23 protein-coding genes and 1 pseudogene are annotated in these 21147 nt (G+C 70.7%); 10 read left to right on the top strand and 14 right to left on the bottom strand.

Going from position 1 to position 21147, the window contains the following annotated elements; all coding sequences use genetic code 11:
* Positions 1-5: 5 nt before the first annotated feature.
* A complete protein-coding gene (locus tag ACFVV5_RS13115) occupies positions 6-1178 on the bottom strand; it encodes a citrate synthase (protein ID WP_387244549.1) in 1173 nt (390 codons plus the stop codon).
* A 61-nt stretch (positions 1179-1239) separates the two neighbouring features.
* Between ACFVV5_RS13115 and ACFVV5_RS13110 the strand changes: the two genes are divergently transcribed.
* Complete coding sequence (locus ACFVV5_RS13110; RefSeq protein ID WP_387244546.1) at positions 1240-2493, top strand: citrate synthase; 1254 nt, start codon at positions 1240-1242, stop codon at positions 2491-2493.
* Positions 2494-2590: 97 nt separating this feature from the next.
* Here ACFVV5_RS13110 and ACFVV5_RS13105 read toward each other — a convergent pair whose 3' ends face one another.
* Positions 2591-3082 carry a MarR family winged helix-turn-helix transcriptional regulator gene (locus ACFVV5_RS13105; protein ID WP_387244543.1) on the bottom strand — a complete coding sequence of 164 codons (492 nt, stop codon included), beginning with the start codon at positions 3080-3082 and terminating at the stop codon, positions 2591-2593.
* 46 nt (positions 3083-3128) lie between these two features.
* Here ACFVV5_RS13105 and ACFVV5_RS13100 point away from each other — a divergent pair, with 46 nt between their 5' ends.
* Positions 3129-3833: an NAD(P)-dependent oxidoreductase gene (locus tag ACFVV5_RS13100; protein ID WP_387244540.1), complete on the top strand. Its 705-nt coding sequence runs from the start codon at positions 3129-3131 to the stop codon at positions 3831-3833.
* A gap of 15 nt (positions 3834-3848) precedes the next feature.
* Here ACFVV5_RS13100 and ACFVV5_RS13095 read toward each other — a convergent pair whose 3' ends face one another.
* Genes ACFVV5_RS13095 through ACFVV5_RS13085 form a run of 3 tightly spaced genes read right to left on the bottom strand, consistent with a single transcriptional unit; the run spans position 3849 to position 6483 of the window.
* Complete coding sequence (locus ACFVV5_RS13095) at positions 3849-4508, bottom strand: methionine ABC transporter permease (protein ID WP_387244537.1); 660 nt, start codon at positions 4506-4508, stop codon at positions 3849-3851.
* Positions 4505-5530, bottom strand: a complete 1026-nt coding sequence (locus ACFVV5_RS13090) for a methionine ABC transporter ATP-binding protein (RefSeq protein WP_387244534.1) — start codon at positions 5528-5530, stop codon at positions 4505-4507. The genes ACFVV5_RS13095 and ACFVV5_RS13090 overlap by 4 nt, the downstream gene beginning before the upstream one ends.
* Positions 5531-5535: 5 nt before the next feature.
* Positions 5536-6483, bottom strand: a complete 948-nt coding sequence (locus tag ACFVV5_RS13085; RefSeq protein ID WP_387244531.1) for a MetQ/NlpA family ABC transporter substrate-binding protein — start codon at positions 6481-6483, stop codon at positions 5536-5538.
* 205 nt (positions 6484-6688) lie between these two features.
* Here ACFVV5_RS13085 and alr point away from each other — a divergent pair, with 205 nt between their 5' ends.
* The 5 genes from alr to ACFVV5_RS13060 all read left to right on the top strand — a co-directional run bounded on the left by alr (position 6689) and on the right by ACFVV5_RS13060 (position 11400).
* Positions 6689-7861, top strand: coding sequence for an alanine racemase (alr, locus tag ACFVV5_RS13080; RefSeq protein ID WP_387244528.1), 1173 nt, complete (start codon positions 6689-6691; stop codon positions 7859-7861).
* Complete coding sequence (locus ACFVV5_RS13075; RefSeq protein ID WP_387244525.1) at positions 7854-8882, top strand: D-alanine--D-alanine ligase family protein; 1029 nt, start codon at positions 7854-7856, stop codon at positions 8880-8882. The genes alr and ACFVV5_RS13075 overlap by 8 nt, the downstream gene beginning before the upstream one ends.
* 118 nt (positions 8883-9000) lie before the next feature.
* On the top strand, positions 9001-9255 hold the full coding sequence (locus ACFVV5_RS13070) for a BatC protein (protein WP_387244523.1): 255 nt from the start codon (positions 9001-9003) through the stop codon (positions 9253-9255).
* Positions 9255-10520 (top strand): cupin domain-containing protein, encoded by a 1266-nt coding sequence (locus tag ACFVV5_RS13065; RefSeq protein ID WP_387244520.1) that lies wholly within the window; start codon positions 9255-9257, stop codon positions 10518-10520. Before ACFVV5_RS13070 ends, ACFVV5_RS13065 begins: the two co-directional genes overlap by 1 nt.
* Positions 10513-11400 (top strand): sucrase ferredoxin, encoded by an 888-nt coding sequence (locus tag ACFVV5_RS13060; RefSeq protein ID WP_387244517.1) that lies wholly within the window; start codon positions 10513-10515, stop codon positions 11398-11400. Before ACFVV5_RS13065 ends, ACFVV5_RS13060 begins: the two co-directional genes overlap by 8 nt.
* An 18-nt stretch (positions 11401-11418) precedes the next feature.
* Here the strand turns inward: ACFVV5_RS13060 and ACFVV5_RS13055 are convergent.
* A pseudogene (locus ACFVV5_RS13055) lies at positions 11419-11856 on the bottom strand (endonuclease/exonuclease/phosphatase family protein); the annotation flags it as partial.
* Positions 11769-12368: an endonuclease/exonuclease/phosphatase family protein gene (locus ACFVV5_RS13050; RefSeq protein WP_387244514.1), complete on the bottom strand. Its 600-nt coding sequence runs from the start codon at positions 12366-12368 to the stop codon at positions 11769-11771. The pseudogene ACFVV5_RS13055 and the gene ACFVV5_RS13050, both read right to left, overlap by 88 nt.
* 175 nt (positions 12369-12543) lie before the next feature.
* Here ACFVV5_RS13050 and ACFVV5_RS13045 point away from each other — a divergent pair, with 175 nt between their 5' ends.
* The gene (locus tag ACFVV5_RS13045) at positions 12544-13119 is read left to right on the top strand and encodes a multiprotein-bridging factor 1 family protein (RefSeq protein WP_387244511.1); all 576 of its coding nucleotides are present in this window, start codon (positions 12544-12546) and stop codon (positions 13117-13119) included.
* Between the two features lie 2 nt (positions 13120-13121).
* Complete coding sequence (locus ACFVV5_RS13040) at positions 13122-13706, top strand: hypothetical protein (RefSeq protein ID WP_387244508.1); 585 nt, start codon at positions 13122-13124, stop codon at positions 13704-13706.
* Between the two features lie 79 nt (positions 13707-13785).
* Here the strand turns inward: ACFVV5_RS13040 and ACFVV5_RS13035 are convergent, their stop codons facing one another.
* From ACFVV5_RS13035 to ACFVV5_RS13020, 4 genes are all read right to left on the bottom strand, one after another.
* Entirely contained in the window at positions 13786-14208 is a 423-nt protein-coding gene (locus tag ACFVV5_RS13035; protein WP_387244505.1) for a VOC family protein, read from the bottom strand.
* 9 nt (positions 14209-14217) lie between these two features.
* Complete coding sequence (locus tag ACFVV5_RS13030) at positions 14218-14676, bottom strand: helix-turn-helix transcriptional regulator (RefSeq protein ID WP_387244502.1); 459 nt, start codon at positions 14674-14676, stop codon at positions 14218-14220.
* Positions 14677-14718: 42 nt separating this feature from the next.
* Entirely contained in the window at positions 14719-18162 is a 3444-nt protein-coding gene (locus ACFVV5_RS13025) for a TM0106 family RecB-like putative nuclease (RefSeq protein WP_387244499.1), read from the bottom strand.
* Positions 18163-18263: 101 nt separating this feature from the next.
* Positions 18264-18599 carry a nuclear transport factor 2 family protein gene (locus ACFVV5_RS13020; RefSeq protein ID WP_387244496.1) on the bottom strand — a complete coding sequence of 112 codons (336 nt, stop codon included), beginning with the start codon at positions 18597-18599 and terminating at the stop codon, positions 18264-18266.
* 94 nt (positions 18600-18693) lie between these two features.
* On the opposite strand from ACFVV5_RS13020, the gene ACFVV5_RS13015 reads away from it, so the two are divergent.
* On the top strand, positions 18694-19374 hold the full coding sequence (locus ACFVV5_RS13015; RefSeq protein ID WP_387244494.1) for a hypothetical protein: 681 nt from the start codon (positions 18694-18696) through the stop codon (positions 19372-19374).
* Positions 19375-19385: 11 nt separating this feature from the next.
* On the opposite strand, the gene ACFVV5_RS13010 is transcribed toward ACFVV5_RS13015, so the two are convergent.
* Genes ACFVV5_RS13010 through ACFVV5_RS13000 form a run of 3 tightly spaced genes read right to left on the bottom strand, consistent with a single transcriptional unit; the run spans position 19386 to position 21113 of the window.
* Positions 19386-19952 (bottom strand): HhH-GPD-type base excision DNA repair protein, encoded by a 567-nt coding sequence (locus ACFVV5_RS13010; protein WP_387244491.1) that lies wholly within the window; start codon positions 19950-19952, stop codon positions 19386-19388.
* Positions 19953-19973: 21 nt separating this feature from the next.
* Positions 19974-20189: an SCO4848 family membrane protein gene (locus ACFVV5_RS13005; protein WP_387244488.1), complete on the bottom strand. Its 216-nt coding sequence runs from the start codon at positions 20187-20189 to the stop codon at positions 19974-19976.
* A gap of 12 nt (positions 20190-20201) precedes the next feature.
* Positions 20202-21113 carry a LysR family transcriptional regulator gene (locus tag ACFVV5_RS13000; RefSeq protein ID WP_387244484.1) on the bottom strand — a complete coding sequence of 304 codons (912 nt, stop codon included), beginning with the start codon at positions 21111-21113 and terminating at the stop codon, positions 20202-20204.
* Positions 21114-21147 lie beyond the last annotated feature (34 nt).

The following is a 21147-nucleotide window of genomic DNA, read 5'->3' as shown; positions in this document are numbered from 1 at the left end:
GATCGCTAGGCCGGCACAGCGACCGGCAGCGGCACGGGGGCGGGCGGCCCGACGTAGCGCGACGACGGGCGCACGATCTTCCCCTCGGCCGCCTGCTCCAGGATGTGCGCCGTCCACCCGACCACGCGCGCGGCGGCGAACGTCGGCGTGAACATCTCGCGCGGGATACCGCACAGCTCCATCACCACGGCGGCGTAGAACTCGACGTTGGTGTGGAGCTCCCGCCCGGGCTTCAGCTCCGCGAGGAGCTCCTGCACGCGCTGCTCCACGGCGACGGCGAAGTCCACCCGGCCGCCGCCGATGCTCTGCGCGATTCCGCGGAGCATCCGGGACCGTGGGTCCTCTGTGCGGTACACCGCGTGGCCGAAGCCCATGATGCGGCCTCCCGACCGGACGGTGTCGGTGACCCAGCCGCCGATGCGGTCCGGCGTCGCGATCGCGTCGAGCGTGTCGAGGGCCCGGCTCGGGGCGCCGCCGTGAAGCGGGCCGGAGAGGGCGCCGAGGGCGCCTCCGACGGCCGCGGAGAGATCCGCACCGGTCGATGCGATGACGCGTGCCGCGAAGGTCGACGCGTTGAACCCGTGGTCGAGCGCAGCCGTCATGTAGGCGCTGAGGGCGTACTCGTGCTGAGCATCCGGAACCGTGCCCGTCACCAGGTACAGGTAGTTGGCGACGTGCCCGAGGTCATCGCGGGACGCCGCCGGCTCGCGGCCGTCCGCGAGGGCGTGCAGCGAGGCCAGCAGCACGGGTGTGACCGCGCTGACCCGGATCGCGTCCGCGACGCGCTCGTCCACGGACTCGTCGTAGAGCGGCCGGATGCGGTCATGCGCCGCCAGCGCGGTGAGCGCCATGCGCAACCCGGCCAGCGCATCCGCCCCGTGGGTGAGCCGTGCGATCGCCGGGAGCAGAGTCGTCACCTCCTCGGGGATGCGGCGTGCGCGGGCGATGCGCCGCCGGAAGTCCTCGAGCTCGACCGCCGTGGGGAGCTCCCCGACGAGGAGCAGGTGCCAGGCCTCCTCGAAGCTGCGGCTGCTCGCCAGGTCGACCGCCGAGTACTGGCGGTAGTGGTAGAAGCCCTCGTGGCCGCGCACGTCGCCGAGGGCCGTCTCGGCGGCGACGACGTTGGTGAGTCCGCGGGGCACGTCGATGAGGGTGTCGTCCATCCGGTCTGTTCGCATGGGACTAGTGTGAGCATGCATCAACCGTGCGTCAACGTTGATTCGATCAACCTGGAGTGACATGGCCGACGAAAGCGCCTCGAGCGATCTGCCGCGGCTCACCGCCGAGCAGACCGCGGAACGACTCGGGGTCAAGCTCGAGACGCTGTACGCCTACGTGGCGCGCGGCCGGCTGGAGCGCACGCGCACGCCGGGCGGCTCGTCGTTCGACCCGCTGGAGGTCGAGCGGTTCGCCGCGACCCGCCGCCAGCGCTCGGCAGCAGCCCCGGCCCCGGACCGCGGACACTCGGACGGCCGGCCCCTCATGGTCATCGAGACGCGTTTCGCCCACATCGAGGACGGCGAGCTCTTCTACCGCGGCCGCGATGCCGCCGAGCTCGCCGCGACGACGCGGTTCGAGGCGGTCGCGCACTGGTCTCTGACCGGGCGGTGGGGCGAGACCGCGGAGTTCGCCGCCGATGCCGCGGCCGTCGCGCAGGCGCGCACGGTCGCGGACGCGCTTCCCTCCGCGGCGACGAACCGCGACCGGCAGCAGGTGGCCGTCACCGCCCTCGCGGCCGCCGACCCGCTGCGCTACGCGCTCGACCCCGACACGGTGGTGACCGCCGCCGAAGCGCTGGTGGCGGGGATGGTGGACGTATTGCCCGAACTGCGCGTGGACGCCGCAACCGGCGACGACACCAGCCGACCGATCGCCGAGCGCCTGTGGAGCCGGCTGACGACCCGGCCAGCGACGCCGGCCGGGCTGCACGCACTGAACGCCGCCCTCGTGCTGCTCATCGACCACGACATCGCGATCTCGACCCTCGCCGCGCGGGCGGCGGCGTCCGCCCGCGCCAACGCCTACGCGGTCGTGACCGCCGGGCTGGGCGCCCTCGACTCCCCCCTCCACGGCAACGCCAGCCGGGCGGCCCACCGGATGCTCGCGCGAGTGACCGCGGGAGAGCATCCGGAGCGGGTCATCGCCGACACCATGGTGAGCGCCGGCGGCCCGGTCCCCGGATTCGGCCAGGTGCTCTACCGGGGTGTGGACCCGCGAGCCCGCCTCTTGCTCGGGATGCTGCGCGACGACCCCGGGGCGGCCGGGGTCGTGGAGGCGGTGGACCGGGTCGCCGGGCTCATCCGGTCGCGCACCGGCGCCCGGCCGAATGTGGACCTGGCGCTGGCGGCGCTCGCTCTCGCCTCCGGGATGCCGGATGACGCCGGCGAGGTCGTCTTCGCCACGGCCCGCACGGTCGGCTGGATCGTGCACGCGCTCGACGAGTACCGGCAGCAGCCGCTGCGCCTGCGTCCCGTCGGCCGCTTCGTCGGCTGACACCCCATCGCCGAGTCCTGAGTTACAGGGTCGTATAGCCCGAATTAGACCCCGGAACACAAGGCTCGATAGCGGGGCTGCGACGGCGGCGCGGCGATTAGAGCTCGGCGAGCGCCGTGGTCGCGTCGAAGCCGGCGGTGGATGCACGCTGCAGGAAGTCGGCGAGAGTCGCCAGCTGCTCCTCGGTGTAGTCCTCGAAGATGTCGTCCATCGATTCGTTCATGCCGCCGTAGAGCACGAACAGCTCGCGCGCCCGGTCGGGAAGCGTCCGCACCCGCACGGCGCGGCGGTCGCCGTCGTCGCGCTCGCGAACCACCCAGCGGTTCTTCTCCAGGCGGTCCAGGATGCCCGTCATCGTTGCGGGGTGCAGCCCGGCGCGGCGGGCGAGCTCACTCGGGCTCAGCGGGCCGTGCAGGGTGATGACGTCGAGGCAGTCGAGGTCGACCGGGCGCAGGTCCACCCGGGAGCCCACCTGGTGGTTGAGCAGCGCCACCTGGTTGTTGAGCTCGCGCAGGGCGCGCTTGATGTCGGCGCCGGTCCGCCGTCGACGGCGTTGCGCGTCCGGTTCTTGACTTAATACGAAATCCATATGATACCTTTTCCGTATTGTACGCGATCGAGTGAAGGAGTCACCGATGAACATAGTGCTATTCGGAGCGAACGGCGGCACCGGCAGGCTGCTCGCGCGCGAAGCCGCCGGACAGGGACACGCCGTCACGGCCGTGACGCGGCACCCCGAGACGTTCCCCGCGGCGGCCGGCGACATCCGGGTGCTGGCCGGCGACGTCTACGAGCTCGCGGATGTCCGGCGAGCGGTGGCGGGAGCGGATGCGGTGGTCTCCACCCTCGGCGTGCCGTACAGCCGCAAACCCATCAGCATCTACACGCAGGGAACCGGGAACATCGTCGCCGCGATGCAGCAGGAGGGCATCCGGCGCCTGATCTGCGTGAGCTCGAGCGCCACCGACCCGGCGACGCGCTACCACGACACCGGCGGCGGATTCTTCTTCGAGAAGGTGCTGAAGCCGATCATCACGAAGACGATCGGCCGGGAGACCTACGCCGACATGCAGCGGATGGAGGAACTCGTGCGCGCGAGCGACCTCGACTGGACGATCGCGCGGCCCTCCGGGCTGTTCGAGACCGACGGGGTCACCGCCTACGTGACGGCCGAGGGTTTCCTCGCCCAGCGGTTCACCTCCCGGGCCGACCTCGCCGACGCGTTGCTGCGCGCGGCGGTCGACGGCGGGTGGAGCCGGCGCACGATGGCTGTCGGCACCGTCGAACAGCAGCCGCGCGTGCTCGACCTGATGCGCCAGGAGGCCTTCCAGCGCAGCTGAGGCGGCGTCGCCCGGTCAGCGCCGCAGCGCCTTGCGCGCCAGCCAGTTGCCGAGGAACTGCGCCGCCTGCACCAGCACCACGATGGTGATCACGGCGACCCACGTGACGACCCAGTTGTAGCGCTGGTAGCCGTAGGCGATCGAGAAGTTTCCGAGACCACCGCCGCCGATGCTGCCCGCCACAGCCGACAGGTCCACGATCGCGACGAAGATGAAGGTGTAGCCCAGGATCAGCGGCCCGAGCGCCTCCGGCACGAGGAGCGTCGTGATGATCCGCCAGGGGCTCGCGCCCATCGCCCGCGCCGCCTCGATGACACCGGGGTCGATGGTCACCAGGTTCTGCTCGACGATGCGCGAGATGCCGAACGTCGCCGCGATGGTCATCGGGAAGATCGCCGCGCCCGTACCGAGGAACGTGCCGAGCACGAACTGGGTGAGCGGGGCGACCGCCGTCATGAAGATGATGAACGGGATCGGCCGGATGAAGTTGACGAGCACGTTGAGCACCGTCGAGACCGCGCGGTTCTCCAGGATGCCGCCACGGCGGGTCGTGTAGAGCAGCACGCCGAGTGCGAGGCCGAGGATGCCGCCCAGCACCAGGGTCGCGACGACCATCCACAGCGTCTCGCCGATCGACTGCACGTACACGGGCCAGAGCGTCGACCAGTCGTTCACGCCGCCACCTCTTCGACCTCGGTAACCGCGCGGAGGTCGGCGATCAGAGCATCCACCCCGGCGTCGTCGCCGATCAATTCCAGCGTCAGGCTGCCGAACGAGCGGCCCTGCAGGGCGCTGATGCCGCCGTAGACGATCTCGAACCGGACGTTGTGACGGCCGACGGCATCCGACAGCACAGCACCGAGGCGGCCGTCGTCGTGGATGCGCGCCGAGACGATGCGGCCCGCGTGCTTGCCGCGGAGGCGCTCGACGTCGTCGGCGTCCGGGTGGTTTCTGAGCACCGTCCCGACGAAGCGCTGCGCGGTGGTCGACTGCGGGTCGGAGAAGACGTCGAACACGCTTCCCGACTCGATGACCCGGCCGGAGTCGAGCACCGCCACGCGGTCCGCGATCGAGCGCACGACCTCCATCTCGTGGGTGATGACGACGATCGTCACGCCGAGCTCCTGGTTCACGCGCTTGAGCAACCGCAGCACGTCGGCGGTGGTCTCCGGGTCGAGCGAGCTGGTCGACTCGTCGGCGAGCAGGATGGCCGGGTTGGTGGCGAGGGCCCGCGCGATCCCGACGCGCTGCTTCTGACCGCCCGAGAGCTGGTCGGGATACGACCACGCCTTCTCGGTGAGCCCGACGAACGCGAGCAGCTCGGCCACGCGCTGCTTGCGTGCGTCCTTCGGCCAGCCCGCCACCTTGAGCGGATACGCGACGTTGCCGAACACCGTGCGCGACCGGAACAGGTTGAACTGCTGGAAGATCATCCCGATCCCGGCCCGGACAGCACGCAGCTTCGACTCGGGGAGCTGCGTGATGTCGGTTCCGTCGATCAGGATGGCGCCGGCGGTCGCGTGCTCGAGCGCGTTGATCAGCCGCACGAGCGTGCTCTTGCCGGCACCCGAGTATCCGATGATCCCGAAGATCTCGCCGCGCTCGATCGCGAGGCTGATGCCGTCGACCGCTGTGACGGTCCGGTCGGCGGATCGGAAGGTCTTCGTGACGTCCCGGAACTCGATAATGGACCCCATCGGTGCTAGTTCGCCGCCTTCACCGTCTTCTTGAGGCCGTCGAGGATCTTCTCCAGGTCGGCCTGCGGACGCTCGACGAGCACCGCTGTGTTCTTCGACTCGGCCAGCACCGCATCCTGCACCGCCTTGGTGTGGTACAGCTCGGCGACCTTGAGGTAGGTCTTGTTGTCCTTGTCGGCGTCGCGGGCGACGAACGCGTTGATGTACGGCTCGGCGGCCGCGCTCTTCGGGTCGTCCTGGAAGAGGGCCGAGGTGGGGTCGATGCCGGCGGTGAGCGCGAAGTTGTTGTTGATGATCGCTCCCGCAGCCGAGGCGAGTGCCGGGGCGGTCTGCGCTGCGTCGACCGGGATGACCGAGACCTTCGAGGCGGACGCGTCGATGTCGGCCGGGGTGGCGAGGGTGCTGCCGCCGTCCTTCAGCGTGATGAGCTTGGCCTCCTGCAGCACCAGCAGGGCACGGGCCTGGTTGGTCGGGTCGTTGGGGATCGCGATCTTGGCGCCCTTCGGGATGTCGGAGACTGCCTTGTACTTGTCGGAGTACAGCGGGAGCGGCACGACCAGGGTCGACGCGATCGGGACGAGGGTCGCGTTGTCGGCCACGTCGTACTGCGCCAGGAACTGCAGGTGCTGGAACAGATTCAGGTCGATCTGCCCGTCTTTGAGCGCGGGGTTCGCCTGCGTGTAGTCGCTGAAGCCCACCACCTGGATGTCGATGCCGTCTTTCGCCGCCGCCTTCTTGAGCACGGCCCAGTACGGGGCGGCCTGCTCCGTCGTGCCGATCTTGACGGTGGTCGTCTTGGCGGCCTGCGACGAGCCGGGCGAGGCGAGGTTCACCACCACGAGCACCGCGGCGACGATGACCGCGACGACGGCGATGCCGATGCCGACGATCAGGCCGGTCTTGGATTTCGGCTTCTCCGGAAGGGAAGGGATGGGGGGCGTGGCGTCGGACATGGCTGTGCCTCTCTCGTGAAGGGGTGGGATGCCGGCGGACGGTTGGCGGCCCTTCGAGCCTCCCGGATCGCGCACCGCTCCCCAAAACGTGTTCCGAAATGTGACGCGGCTGCACGGCGGCCCGCACGGAGATACATCCCTCGGCGGATACTCGGACGGCTCGCGGATGACGCGGCACACCTCGCCGCCTTCGTAGCGTCGAACCATGACGCTGACCTCCTCCGCTCCTTCGTCGTGCGGCACCGACGCCGCGCGCCCCCTGGCCGTCCTGACCGTCGATCACCGCGCTATCGCCCACAACGTCGGGGTGCTCCGCGACGTCGCCGGAGTCCCGGTGCTCGCCGTGGTGAAAGCCGACGGCTTCGGTCTCGGTATGCCGCAGGTCGCCCGCACCGCCCTGCTCGCCGGAGCCTCCGCCCTCGGCGTCGCGACCGTCGACGAAGCACTGGCGTTGCGGTCGGCGGGCATCGTGGCGCGCGTGCTCGCCTGGCTGGCCGATCCGCTGAGCGACCTGGCCACCGCCATCCGGTTGGGCGTCGAACTCGGATGCTCGACCGTGACGCTGCTCGAGGCGATAGCGGCCCAGGCCGGTGCGCTCGGCATCACCGCACGCCTGCACCTCGAGGTCGGCACCGGCCTCTCACGCAGCGGCGCCCACCCGGCGGAGTGGGAGCGGCTGTGCAGGGCCGCGGCCGAGCACGAACGGTTCGGCGCGGTGCGCGTGGTCGGTGTCTGGTCGCATCTCGCGCGCGCCAACGAAGCGCACCCGTCTGCCACGGCGAGCGCGGTCGACGCCCTCACCGAGGCGGCCGTGACGGCGGCGGATGCAAGCCTGACGCCCGACCTGCTCCACCTGGCGAGCTCCGGCGCCGCTCTGGCGCATCCGGCCACCCGGTTCTCGCTGGTGCGCTGCGGGCAGGGCCTGTTCGGTATCCAGCCGGTGGACGGCGAGCGCTTCGACCTGCGGCCGGTGGTGCGCCTCACCTCCCGGATCGTGCAGTTGCGGAGGGTGCCCCCGGAGACCCCGGTCTCCTACGGCGGAACCTATCGCACCGCGTCGCACACGACGCTCGCTCTGGTGCCGATCGGCTACGCCGACGGCATACCGAGAATCGCCGGCGGCCGTGCGGAGGTCGTGGTCGGCGGTCGGCGATGCCGGGTGGTCGGGCGCATCTCGATGGACCAGCTGATCGTCGACGTCGGCACGGTCGGCACCGTGCGCGAAGGGGACGAGGTAGTGCTCGTGGGCGATCCGGCCGCAGGCGAGCCGGGTCTCGGCGAATGGGCGCAGTGGGCGGAGACGATCCCGCAGGAGATCATGACCGGGTTCGGGCCGCGCGTTCAGCGCCGTCACCTCGGGGCGGCCCGCGTTGCCTAGCCACCACCCGACCGTCGCCGTGCTGTTCGGCGGCGCGAACTCCGAGCACGACGTGTCGGTGCGGTCGGCCCGGGATGCGGTGGACACGCTCCGCGGCCAGGGTTTCGTCGTGCGCCCGGTCGGGATCGACCGCGACGGGATATGGCACGCGACCGAGGTCGACGCCCTCCCGACCCTCGCGGGCGTGTCCGGCGCGAATGCAGCGACACATCGGCTCCGCGGCCCCCGCCCGGAACTGTGGCGCGGCGTCGATGTCGTGTTCCCGCTGCTGCATGGGCGCTACGGGGAGGACGGCACGGTGCAGGGCGCAGTGGAACTGGCCGGACTCCCCTATGTCGGCTCCGGGGTGCTCGCGAGCGCGCTGGCGATGGACAAGCGGATGACCTGGCGGGTTGCGACGGCTGCAGGGGTGCCGATGGTGGACACCCGGGCTGTCAGCGACCTCCGCGGGCTCCCGGAGGCCGTCCGCGGGATGCCGCTTCCCCTGTTCGTCAAACCGAACCGGGCCGGCTCGAGTGTCGGAGCAGGGCTGGTCGACGACCTCGGGGCACTGGCGCCCGCGGTTCGTGTGGCCCTCGCCCACGACTCGACGGCACTCGTCCAGCCGGCTGTGCGCGGCGACGAAGTGAGCATCGGCGTCTACCGGCTGCCCGGCGGCCGGGCCATGGCCACCGGGCCGTCGCTCGTACGGCTGGCCGGCGGCAGCGCCTTCTTCGACTTCGACGGCAAGTACGGCGGCGGCGAGACGACGATCGAGATTCCGGGACCGGTGGAGGGGGGCATCCTGGATCGGTTGCGGGAGCTCGCCCTCGTCGCGTTCGACGCGATCGGGGCCGAGGGTCTCGCACGGGTCGACTTCTTCGTCACCGCCCGCGGCGAGGTGCTGCTGAATGAGATCAACACCATGCCCGGACTCACCGCCGGCTCGCACTTCCCCCGCCTCTGCGCGGCCGACGGCCTCGACTACGCCGGACTGCTCAGGATGCTCGTAGAGCGCGCTCTCGCGGTCGGTCCGCGCTGAGCCGGCGCGCCAGGCGGCTCTCTCGAGCGTCCGGATCCGGCCATTGATTCCGACCTCTCCGCGCGTAGTCTGAACCCAGACGGCGACCGCCGCCGAAGCGCGTGAAGTGGAGGCTGGAATGAGCTCGATCAACGACGACGACATCACGACGAACCCGGCGGACGCCGGCGAGGGCCCGGCCGACGGCGGGGCGGACGCGGGTGGCCGCGACGGCGGGGCGGACGGCTCGGCAGGTTCTGAAGGACCGGCCGACGGCGGAGCCGGCACCGGAGCCCACGACGGCGGCGCAGACGGCTCGGCCGGAGGAGAAGGACCGGCCGACGGCGGAGCCGGCACCGGAGCCCACGACGGCGGCGCAGACGGATCCGCTTGATGAGCGCCCGGGGGCGCGGGCCGGGTGACCGGTCCGCGCTTTCTCGTTGCGTCGCGATCGACACCGCGTCGTTCGCGTCGGAATACTGGGCTACCCGCCCGCTGCTGACCCCGGCCGCCGAGCTCGGGCAGGACTTCTCCGACCTGTTCAGCCGGGACGATGTCGACGAACTGGTCTCCGCCCGAGCACTGCGCACGCCGTTCGTGCGGATGGCCGAAGAGGGCGCCGTCCTCCCGCCGTCGCGTTTCACCGCGCCGGGTGGCTTCGGGGCCGAGGTGGGCGATCAGGTGAGCTCGGAGAAGGTGCTCGCCGAGTTCGCCGACGGCGCCACGCTCGTGCTGCAGGGCCTGCACCGCACGTGGCCGCCGATCGCGGAGTTCACGCGGCGTCTGGCAGCCGAGCTCGGACATCCGTGCCAGGTCAACGCCTACATCACCCCCGCATCGTCGCGCGGCTTCGACCCCCACTACGACGTGCATGACGTCTTCGTGCTCCAGGTGCACGGTGAGAAGCACTGGACGATCCACGAGCCCGTGCATCCGGACCCGCTGCGCGACCAGCCGTGGAGCGATCATCGCGCGGCCGTCGCCGAACGGGCCGCCGGGACGCCCGCCATCGACGCCACCTTCGGGCCCGGCGATGCGCTCTACCTCCCGCGCGGGTGGATCCACTCGGCGACCGCGCTCGGCGGCATCTCGATCCACCTCACGATCGGCGTCGCCGCCTACACCCGGCACGACATCGTGCAGGAGGCCGTCGCCCGCGCCGCCGACGCCGCCTCACTGCGCGCATCCCTGCCGCTCGGCTTCGACCCGGCGGACACCGAGGCGTTGCGGCCGATCGTCGAAGCGACCATCGCCGACCTCCTCGCCGTGCTCGGCGGCCAGGAGCAGGACACGACCGCCGCCGTCGCGCACCGGCTGGAGGCCCGCCGCCGCGCAGACACCCCGCCCGAGCCTGTGCGCCCGCTGGCCACCGTCGACGCCGCCGATGCACTCGACCCGGAGGGCGCATCCGGAGTCCGCGTCGCACTGCGTGCGGGGCTGCGGCCTCGCATCACCGCTGACGACAGCTCCGTGACCGTCCGGCTCGCCGACAAGTCCGTGTCCCTGCCGATCGCAGCCCGTGCCGCGATCGAGCGCATCGCGACCGGCGAACCGGTGACCGTCTCCGACCTCCCCGACCTCGACGTCGGCTCCGCGGTCGTCGTCGCCAGGCGCCTCCTGCGCGAGGGCGTGCTGGTGATCGCCCACGGTGATGCCTGAGCCGGGCTGGGCCCCCTGCAGCGATCGCTCGCTGGAGCGCGACGACCCGCTGCCCGGCACCGCCGGTCTCGGCGAGCGCTGGCTGCTCGTCGAGATCGAGAGCGCCTGGGGTGCCCACGCCTTCTTCTCGTCGGCACTGGATGCCCGGATCGCCCGGCCACTCGTCGCACGTGCAGAGTCCGCCGGCATCCGGCCCCTGGCGATCCGCCGGACGCGACTGCGGGCCGAGGAGCGCCGTTCACAGACCTCGTGGCGCTGGGCGCTCGTCGACTGCGGGCCGCAGAGCGCCTCGATCCGCTGGGGCCGCGTCGACCGGGTCGACGATCTCCTCGGCGTCCCCCTCGACGGGTCGGCCGGGGAGCCGAGTGACGACCCGGTGTTCGCGGTGTGCACCCATGCGCGGCACGACCAATGCTGCGCGGTGCGCGGCCGCCCGGTGGTCGAGGCGCTCGCCCGCAGCCATCCGGAGCAGACCTGGGAGTGCTCGCATCTCGGCGGCGACCGGTTCGCCGCCACCATGATCCTGTTCCCGCACGGGCTGCTCTACGGGCGGGTGCCCGCCGCCGAGGCCGGCGCCGTCGTCCAGCGCTATTCAGACGGCCTCGTCGAGCGGCGCTACCTGCGCGGACGGACCTCGCTCAGCCCTGTCGCCCAGGCGGCCGAGGAGTTCGCCCGCGAGCAGTCCGGCGACGACCGGATCGACGCCTATCGCGTGGTGTCCGAGCACGCGCATCCGCACGGCTGGACGGTCGAGCTCGACCATGACGGCGAGCGCGTGGTCGTCGAGGTGGGCGAGCGCCTCTCGGACCCGCTGCTCAGCACCTGCGCGGCGACGGTTCTGCAGCGCGTGCGGGAGTTCGAGCTTCGCTCGCTCGCGTGACGTGCGCCACCCAGATCCTCACAGGTCGAGCTGGGCCACCACCATCGCGTGGTCGGACACCGGTGCATCCTTCCGCGCGGCGACACGATCGTCGATCGAGGGCAGCGTCTCGGCTCCCGGCACCGTGGTCGCACTCCGGATGCTCGCGCGGACCGCCCGCGACACGAAGATGTGGTCGATCAGCTCACGGGTGCCCCGGTAGATGCGGCTGAACCGCTTGTCCGGCGGGATGAGCGGGGCCAGGTTGAGCAGCCGCCAGCCGTCGCCCGCGTCAGGCTGATTCTCGCCTCCGCTGCCGATCTCGCTGCCGGGAGGGCCGTCGATGATCTGGGTGGTGGCCGCCTCGACGCCGTCGTTGAAGTCGCCCATCACGAGCAGCTTGCGCGTGCCGCGGCGCCGTCGAGGAGGTCGTTGGCGAAGTAACGCACCGCCGCCGCCTCGGCTGCGCGCCGCAGTAGGGCGTACGCCGCGTACCGTGCGCGCTCGGCCTCGTCGTGCGGCTGGAACCGTCCACCCGGAAAACTGAGCAGCTTCGACTTGAGGTGCACACTCACCAGGTCGACGTCGCCGGCTCCCGTCGAGATCCGGATGCGCAGAGCTCCGCGCCCCATCTCCGTGAGCGGTGCGGCCGTGTCGTTCGTCGGAACGCCCTGCAGCTGGTCGGGGATGGCGACGAATTCGCTCACCGACGTGACGGGGACGCGCGCAGCGAACCCGACCCGGATGGCGTGCGACGGTTCGAAGTGGGTCGAGAGCTGACCGCTCCAGCCGGGGCCGAGCGCGGTCAGGAGGGCGTCGAACGCCTCCAGGTCGCCGACCTCCTGCAGCGCGAGGACGTCGACGCCCGCGGTCGTGACGGTCGAGGCGAGCAGAGCGACCTTGCGCTCGAAGACGGCCTCGGTGTCCGGGCCGAACTGCGTGCCCGGGGCGAAGAAGTTCTCGACGTTCCAGGTTGCGACGGTGACCATGACGCACCTCCTGACGTGTGCCTGTGCCGGCTGTCTGTCGGTGCTCCCAGTGTGCCCCCGCGTCGTCCCGCGTGCATCCGTGTCGCCACGTATTTCACACGCAGTTCATCTCGCCGCTCGGGGATCCAAAATATAGCGATTACGCTATAGTTGTATCTGACGAGAGGAGTGCATCATGCCCGCATCGACGCTTCTGCGCGGCTCGCGCAACGCTGCCCGTCTCGATCAGACAGCTCTGTCGTCGCGGGCGGGCGATCATCAGTCCGATATTTCGTCGATCGAGCGTGGCAGGCGGATCCCTCGCGTCGACACTCTCGAGCGGCTCCTCGCCTCCACAGGGCACAAGCTCATCTCCTTGCCGTCGACGAGCCCGAGCACGATCGATGTGTCAGATCGCATTCGTCGACACGTGAAGACCGGCGACCGCGATGGTGCCCTACGCGGGTTTCTGGACTTTGCCGACGGTCTAGCCCGTGAACCCGGGAACGTGCGAATCGCGTTGACGATTGCGGCGCCACTGAAGACCGGTTCGCTCGGGTGGGATGCAGCGCTCGCCGGACTCGTCGAGTTGCGTCTGAACGAGGTGGGACTTCCGCATCCGGAATGGGTGAGTATCGAAAGCACCAGGGCACCGTCCCCGCAAACGCCCCACCTGTCGGAATACGATCTCGACCCGCGCATTGATTCCGTCCCCACGGAATTCGCGAGCCGAAATGTACTCATCGAGCGCGGGGTGCTGGCGAGTGTGTAGCAATGGATGAGTTCACCTACGACGACCTCGTCGATGGCCTGCGCACGGTGATCGCGCGGATCCAGCACACCGAGCTGCGCGGCGCGACTATTCAGATCGTCGGCGGGGCCGCACTCCGTCTTATTCACTTCGAGCGCTCCGCGACTGTCGACGTCGATGCCAGAATCGTCCCAGCCGACGAGATCGAGTCGATCGCCGATGTGCTCGCTTCCGAGCGTGGTTGGTCGTCAGGCTGGCTCAACCACAACGCTGCGCAATTCGTTCCAGCCTGGGGTCGTTCGATCGAATGGGTGACCCTGTTCGCTGATGCGTCGGTCACCGTCCAGGTAGCGCCAGTGGATGCCCTCCTAGCGATGAAGCTCTTGGCCGCAGCTGGTCGGCCTGGTCGTGACACAGACGACATCCTTCAGCTTCTGAGGCTGAATGACGTTCGATCGGTCGAAGAGGCAGAGGCGATTTTCGAGGCCTTCTATCCGGGCGATTCGCTTTCGGATCGGGTCCATCAGCTCGTCGAGCGGGCGTTCACGATCGGACTGCCCGTTCAGAAGCCGTCACCGCCCCGACCCGACCTCCAGCCAGAGCACTAGCGCGGCACCGAGAACACGACCGTCGCCGGCCCGGCGCCGGGTGAGCGCCGACCGGCGACGAGGAATGAGCTCGCCCGCGTCAGGCGTCCTGGCTCTGCGGCTGCGACTGGAGGAAGCGCACCATGTTCCCGGAGGGGTCGCGGAACGCGGCGTCGCGGGGACCCCACGGCTGGTCGATCGGCTCCTGGAGCACCTCCGCACCGGAGGCGCGCACCTGCTCGAAGGTGCCGTCGAGGTCGTCGGTGTTGAAGACGACGATCGGAAGGACGCCCTTGACGAGCAGTTCCTGCATGGTGTCGCCGTCGGCCTGGGAGCGGCCGGCGTGCGGGTCGGAGAGGACGATCTGGGTGCCCGGCTGATCGGCCGAGCCGAGCGTCACCCAGCGGTGACCGCCGGAGGAGACATCGTTGAGGACATCGAGGCCGAGCGCGTCGCGGTAGAAGGCGAGCGACTCTTCGGGGTCGTTGACGGTGACCTGGTAGTACTGAAGTGAAATGGACATGACTTCACTTTAGGAAGGGACGCCGGCGGTCGCTTCTTCGAAACTGCTCGATTCCTCCGGAGCGGTCTTCTTCTGCTTCCGCGGCCGGGTCTGCTGCTTGGCCTCGCACGACGGCATGGCGATCACGGCTTCGTGCTCCCGCGCACGGTAGGCGCTCGGCGTCTCCCCGGTGAGCTCCGTGAACCGCGAGCTGAACGACCCGAGCGAGGTACAGCCGACGGCCATGCAGGCGTCGGTCACGCTCATCCCGGTCCGCAGCAGCGCCATGGCGCGTTCGACGCGTCTCGTCATCAGGTAGCTGTAGGGCGTCTCGCCGTAGGCGGCCCGGAACTGGCGGGAGAAATGCGCGGGCGACATGAGGGCGTGCTGGGCGATCGTCGGCACGTCGAGCGGTCTCGCGTAGTCCCGATCGATCAGGTCGCGCGCACGCCGCAACCGGGCGAGCGTCGCGAGTTCTTCCGGTGACACGCATCGAGCGTAACACCGGCTCCCGGCGCGTCGCGAGAGCCGTCATTCGCCGTCGATCAACCGGATGAAGGCGCTCAGCTCGGCCACACCCTCCGGCCTGACGGGGAGGTATTCGGTGAGTTCGGGCGAGTGGACGAGGAACGCGGCCCACTTGGCGCGGGAGATCGCGACGTTGAGCCGGTTCTTCATGATGAGGAAGGACATCCCCCGTGGCACGTCGGCCGCTGACGACGCCGAGAGGCTCACGATCGCGATCGCCGCCTCCTGGCCCTGGAACTTGTCGACCGTCCCCACGCGAACGCCCGGCAGCCCCGCCTCGTCGAGCGCCGCGCGCACGAGCGCGAGCTGCGCGTTGTACGGCGTCACCACGATCAGGTCCGCTTCGGTCAGCGGCTGGTCGAACCGGCCCGCCCCGGGGTCGGTCCAGCGGGTCCCGAGCGCGTCCCGCACCAGGGCCACCACGACCGCGGCCTCCTCCGGCGACTCGGTCGCGTTGCCGGTGTGCTCGACCGGCACCGGATGCAGTCCCGGCTCGATCCCCGCCAGGCGCCGCAGCGACGCTTCCGGATGCGCATGCAGCTTGCCCTCGTACGACAACTGCGACACGGGCTCGGCCAGCGCAGGGTGCATCCGCCTGCTCTCTGCGAGGAAGTAGCCGAGCTCGGGGGGCAGCACGTCGTGCCCTTCGCTCACCCAGCCGAGGGCGGATCCGTCGATCGGCTCCGGATGCGTGCCCTGGCTCACCTGCGGAAGCTGCTGCGGGTCGCCGAGCAGCAGGAGATTGCGGGCGGCAACGCCCGCCGCGATGGTCGCGGCGAGGGAGAACTGGCCCGCCTCGTCGATCACGAGCAGGTCGAGGCTGCGCCGCGGGATCCGGGCCGAGTTGGAGAAGTCCCACGCGGTCCCGCCCACCACGTACCCCGAGCCGGCGCGATCCAGCGCGAAGAGCAGCTGCCCGTTCTTCTCGAGCTCGGTGAACCGATGACCGCCGTCGTCTCCCCCGGCCTTGGGAACCTTCCCGACCAGGCCGGCGTCGAGCCCGGCGCCGACCACGGCGTCGAGCAGGTGCTCGACGACGGAGTGCGACTGCGCGACGACTCCGATCTTCCAGCCGTGGTCGCGCACCAGCGCGGCGATCACCCGGGCGCCCAGGTAGGTCTTGCCGGTACCGGGCGGACCCTGCACGGCGAGGTACGATCCGTCGAGGTCGAGCAGGCTCGCCACGACCGCCGGGATCGGGTCGCCGCCGTCGGGCGCCAGCCGCCCGGAGCGTGTGCGCGGCGGCACCCGGCGCAGCACATCGGTCATCGGCTCGGCCGGCCAGCCGGGCTGGGCGGCGAGAAGCTCCTCTGCCCACGAGTCGATGGCCGCCTTCTGCCGGCCGACGGGAAGCGGCTTCGGAGGAGCCAGAGCGCTCGGCAGCACGCCGTAGTGCGCGGCCTCGGCGAACAGGGTCTCTTCGACGAGGATCCCTCCGTCGTCCAGCACCTCGAGCACGCGCACCGGTCGAGCCGAACGGGCGCCGGGTTCGGCGGAGCTCGACGCGAACGGGCCCGGATACTCGTAGAGCAGGAACGGCCCCGCCTGGTCGCCCGGGCGGATCGAGCTGCCGGGGGCGAGCCGACCGTGCAGCAGCAGGAGGCGGCGATCCGACCGCTGCTGCGGCTCGCGGTACCAGTCCTGGACGATGCGCGCGCTTTCGACGACGAGCACATCCCGCGTCTCCTCCCACTCCTCGATCGGCTGCACGAGCCGGCTGAAGTGGCCCTGCCAGAAGCTCTTCTGCTCCCGCCGGTGGTAGTCGATCGCGGCCGCGGCGAAGGCGGCGGCGGTCTGATCCGCCGTGCGCTCCGGGTCGAGCGGGTCACCGGCGAGGGCCAGCAGGTCGTCGCGCAGGGTCGACGGCTCGAGCTCGACGGCGGTGTTCTCCGGCGCCGACTCCCCGATGCGGATGCCGCTCTCGGCCGCGCGCGCGAGCAGCCAGTCGCGCAGTCGCAGCGTGGAGACGCAGTCGTATCGGTTGTAGTCGCCGATCGCGTCGAGCATCCGCTGCGCCTCGTCGAGCCGGCCGAGCTGCAGGAGGTCGCGTGCGTTGGCGTACTCGGTGATCGAGTCGGCCGCGTTCGTCACGTCGCTCTCCCGCAGTTCGTCGCCCATGTAGAGCGGCTCGAGCTTCTTGATCGAGTACGACCGCGACCCCACCCGCAGGGCCTTGCGCACCAGCGGGTAGAGGTCGACCAGCACGTTGTCGCGCAGCAGCTGGTCGACGTCGTCTTCGCCGACGCCGTGCCGGGCGGCCAGCGCCAGCAGGTGGGTGCGCTCGTAGGCCGCGTAGTGGTAGATGTGCAGCGCCGGATGCTCGCGGCGGCGTTCCCGCACGAACGCGAGGAACTCTTCGAGCGCCACCCTCTCGGCGGCGAAGTCGTGCCCCCAGAATGCGGTGAACCGGGCATCCGTGTCGACCAGGCCGAACAGGTAGTCGAGCCCCCAGCGCGTTCCCCCTCCTTCGGTGTAGAGCGGGTCGCCCTCGAAGTCGAAGAAGATGTCGCCGTCGTCGGGCTCGGGGAGGACGGCGAGGGCGGGTGCGTTGTAGAGCGTGACCGGCGGCGGCGAGCCGGCCACGGCGTCCAGTTGCAGACGGGCCTGCTGGCGGAGACCTGCCAGGGTGCTCTCGGCGACACCCTCCACCGGTCCGGTCGATTCGGCCAGCGCCTCGATGGTGCGGATGCCCGCCTCGATCAGATGCGCCCGTTGCGTCACGCGCATCCCGGCCACCAGCAGCACGTCGCGCGACTCCTGGATCTCGGCCTCGCACGCGTCGCAGTGCCCGCAGACCGTGAACCGCGGATCCCCCCACCGCACCGGACCGGGATCGGCCAGATGCTGCTCGACGATCGACAGCAGGCGGGCCCGTCGCTTGCGGTAGACCGGCGCGATGTCACGCAGGCGATGCTCGCTCACCGAGCCGTCGCCGAGGAGGAGCTCCACGACGTCGTCGGTCGGCACCCCCAGACGCTCGAGCTGCTCGGCGTACGCGGCGAGCTGCAGCAGCGCGGTCACCCGGGCGCTGCGGGCGAGCTTCGAATCCTGCACGCGGTAGCGCCCGTCGGGCATCCGCACGATGAAGTCGGCGAAACCGACGAACGCGCCGTCGAAGAACGTGGCCTGGAACACCATCGCGGCCCCGGACGCGAACGCCTGCCGCGTCTGGTCGACTGCGGCCGCGAGACCGTCGGCGTCGAGCCGCTCGGGCCGCTCGATCTCGGCCACACCCGAACCGAACCGTCGGCGATAGCCCTCCAGGATGCGCCGTTCGTGCTCGTCGCCGAGACGCGACGTGCGCACGTACATCGGGTCCTCGACCTCCTCGGCGGCCTCGATGCGGCCGAGCTTCACGTCGATGGTGCGGAGGAAGGCGAACTCGCACTTCGAGGCGGAGGTCAGGTCGCTCGCGCTCGTGACGACGACCCCGTCGAGCAGGAACATTCGCGTCCTTCCGCCGGCTCCTCGCCGCTGTCTGCCGTGTGCCGCCTCGTAGCGGCTCTGCGTCGAGCGTATCGGGAGCGGGTGACAGCGCCGGGTGACGGTCAGCCCGTGATCGTCATCCGCTCCACGCCCGCGTCGCCGACCGCGAAGGTGAACGTCGACGGGCCGTTGAAGCCCCGGCCGCCGACGAGCGCCGTCACGGCCGCTCCCCCGTCGGCCGCCGTCACCCGGAGATCGCTGAGGCTGACGTCGACGCCGATGAACTCGCTGTCGCTCCAGCCGCGCACGGCCTCGCGGCCGGTGAACACGCGCCCCCAGTCGTCGACCGAGCCGTCCGGCGCGAAGGCGTCGAGGAAGCGCTCGGTGTCGTGGGCGTTGGCCGCGTCGATCGCGTCGGCGACCGCGCGCGGGAGATCGCCGTGGGTCTCATCGCTCATGGTCCCAGTCTGGTCGCCTCGCACCCTCGCCGCCAGCGTCTTGCGATCCGTCGCCCCTACCGCGCCCGGCCCCCGATGGCGTTGAATGTCCCCCATGATCGATTGGGTCCTCCTCGCCGACCTCGGCACCGCTCTCGGAACCACCGTGCTCGCCATCGCGACCTTCGCCTCCACCCGCTCCGCCAACCGCTCGGCTCGGCTCGCCGAACGCGCCTTGCTGGAGGGTATGCGCCCCATCCTGCTGCCCTCCAACTGGTCGGACGCGACCCAGAAGGTGCGTTTCATGGAAGGGAAGTGGCTGATCGTGCACGGCGGCCGTGCCGCACTCGAGATCGCCGACGAGGCCGTCTATCTGGTCTTGTCCGTGCGCAACTCCGGCGCGGGCGTCGCCGTCCTGCACGGTTGGCACCTTCCCGAGAACCCCCAGGCACAGCTCGCCTCGACCGACGAGTTCCATCGCCTCACGCGCGACATCTACGTGCCCACCAACGACGCGGGCTTCTGCCAGGTGGCCATCCGAGACCCCGAGTCGACCGACTTCCAGCGCGCCGTCGAAGGCGCCCGCGGCGCGGGATTCGCGGTGGATGTGCTCTACGGCGACGCCGAGGGCTCGCAGCGCGTGGTCTCACGCTTCTTCATCACCCGAGGTCCCGCCGGCCGCACCGGCGACGCAGGCGGCGGCGCCGAGAGCGACGCAGCCGACGGCGCCGACAGCGAATGGCTGCTGATGGTCTCCCGGCACTGGAACCTCGACCTGCCGAATCCCCGCGGCTGACGGCGGGGCTGTCAGCCTTTCGCGGCCGCCTTGATCGCCCGCTTGGTCTCCCGCACCTTCGCCAGCGACTCGGCGTCGACGATGTCGGCCACCGACCGGTACGACCCCTCCACACCGTAGTCGCCGGCGGCCTCGCGCCACCCGGCGGCGTCGAGTCCGCGCTGCTTGCCCAGCAGCGCGAGGAAGATCTTGGCCTTCTGCTCGCCGAACCCGGGCAGCGCTCGGAGACGCGACAGGATCTCCGAGCCATCCGGATCGCCCTGCGTCCAGATCGCAGCCGTGTCCCCGCCCCAGTCCGAGACGATGGCGGCGGCCAGCGCCTGCACCCGTCCGCCCATCGAGCCCGGGAACCGGTGGACCGACGGCGGCTGCTTCATCACGGCGATCAGGGCATCCGGATCGTACGACGCGACGGTCGCGGCGTCGAGCGACCCGAGGCGGTCGCGCAGCTTGGCGGGGCCGGAGAACGCCGTCTCCATCGGGATCTGCTGGTCGAGGAGCATCCCGACGAGCAGCGCGAACGGGGACTGGTCGAGCACAGCGTCCGCTTCGGGATCGCCGGTGATGTTCAGAGCCATGGGTTCATGCTGCCACCGGGGTCACACCACGAGCAACAGGATGCCCGCCACGAGGGACACCAGCGCGAGCAGCAGGGCGACAGAGAGCAGCACTCCGTGCACGATCAGGAAGGGCGTGGCCTTGCCGCCGGCGTCGCGCGCCCGGGCATCCGTGGACACCCGCGCGTAGAACCGCGGCCACGCGAAGACGTTGAACACGGCGTTGAGGAACAGGACGATGGCGGCGAAGACGGTCATGGTCCCACCAGCCTACGAGAGGCCGCCGGGCATTCGTCGAGGGCTCCCGTCCGCCTGGCCGAACCGCTCGGCGAGCAGACCGAGCAGGGCGGACGCCGCTGCGCCCGGGCGAGGGCGGCTGACGGCGCTGAGCGCCCAGTCGATCCGCTCGGCGAGCGGTCGGACCACCGCGCCGCCTGCCGGGATCACCGTGAGCTCGGGCATCACGGCAACCCCCAGCCGCGCCGCCACGAACCGAGGAATCTCGCCCAGGTCCGAGACCTCGGTGGACACCCGGCGGCTCAGCCCGCGCTCGTCGAGCACGCGGTCGAGGGTCACCCGGTTGCCGAACCCTTCGCGGGCATCCACGAACGCCTCGCCCATCAGCGCGGCCAGCGCCACCTCCGGTTCTGCGGCGAGCGGGTGGTCCTCCGGCAGCACGGCGACGAACGGCGACACCGTGAGCTGCTGATACAGGAGCCCGGGGACCCGGCCGGGCAGTCCCATGAAGGCCACGTCGACCCGGCCGTGCCGCACGTCGTCCGCCAGGCCCGTCGACCCGCTCGGGGACGGGCCGAGCCGCAGATCGACCAGCGGGTGGCGCGCGTGGAACTCCCCCATGATCCCGGGAAGGTCGATCGTCTGCAGGTTCGTGAAGATGCCCACCCGCACCTGCCCGCGCAGCCCTCCGCGCGGATCGGCCAGTTCGCGCATCCGCTCGACCGCCCTCAGCGTGTCCCTCGCCGTCTCGATCACCTGCTCGCCGAGCGGCGTGAGACGCACCCGGTGCGGGTCGCGCTCGAACAGCGCGCCCCCGAGTTCGCGTTCCAACGACCGGATGCCCGCCGAGACGGTCGACTGCGCCGCGAACACCCGGGCGGCGGCCCGGGTGAAGTTCCGTTCGTCGGCGACGGCCACGAGATATTCGAGCTGACGGGTCTCCACATGACAATCGTAATCCTCGATCACTGTCATCGCT

This window comes from Leifsonia sp. NPDC058248 (assembly GCF_042881905.1).
Classification (GTDB): domain Bacteria; phylum Actinomycetota; class Actinomycetes; order Actinomycetales; family Microbacteriaceae; genus Leifsonia.
The sequence above is the reverse complement of the archived record's forward strand: the minus strand, read 5'-3'. Positions and strand labels throughout refer to the sequence as shown.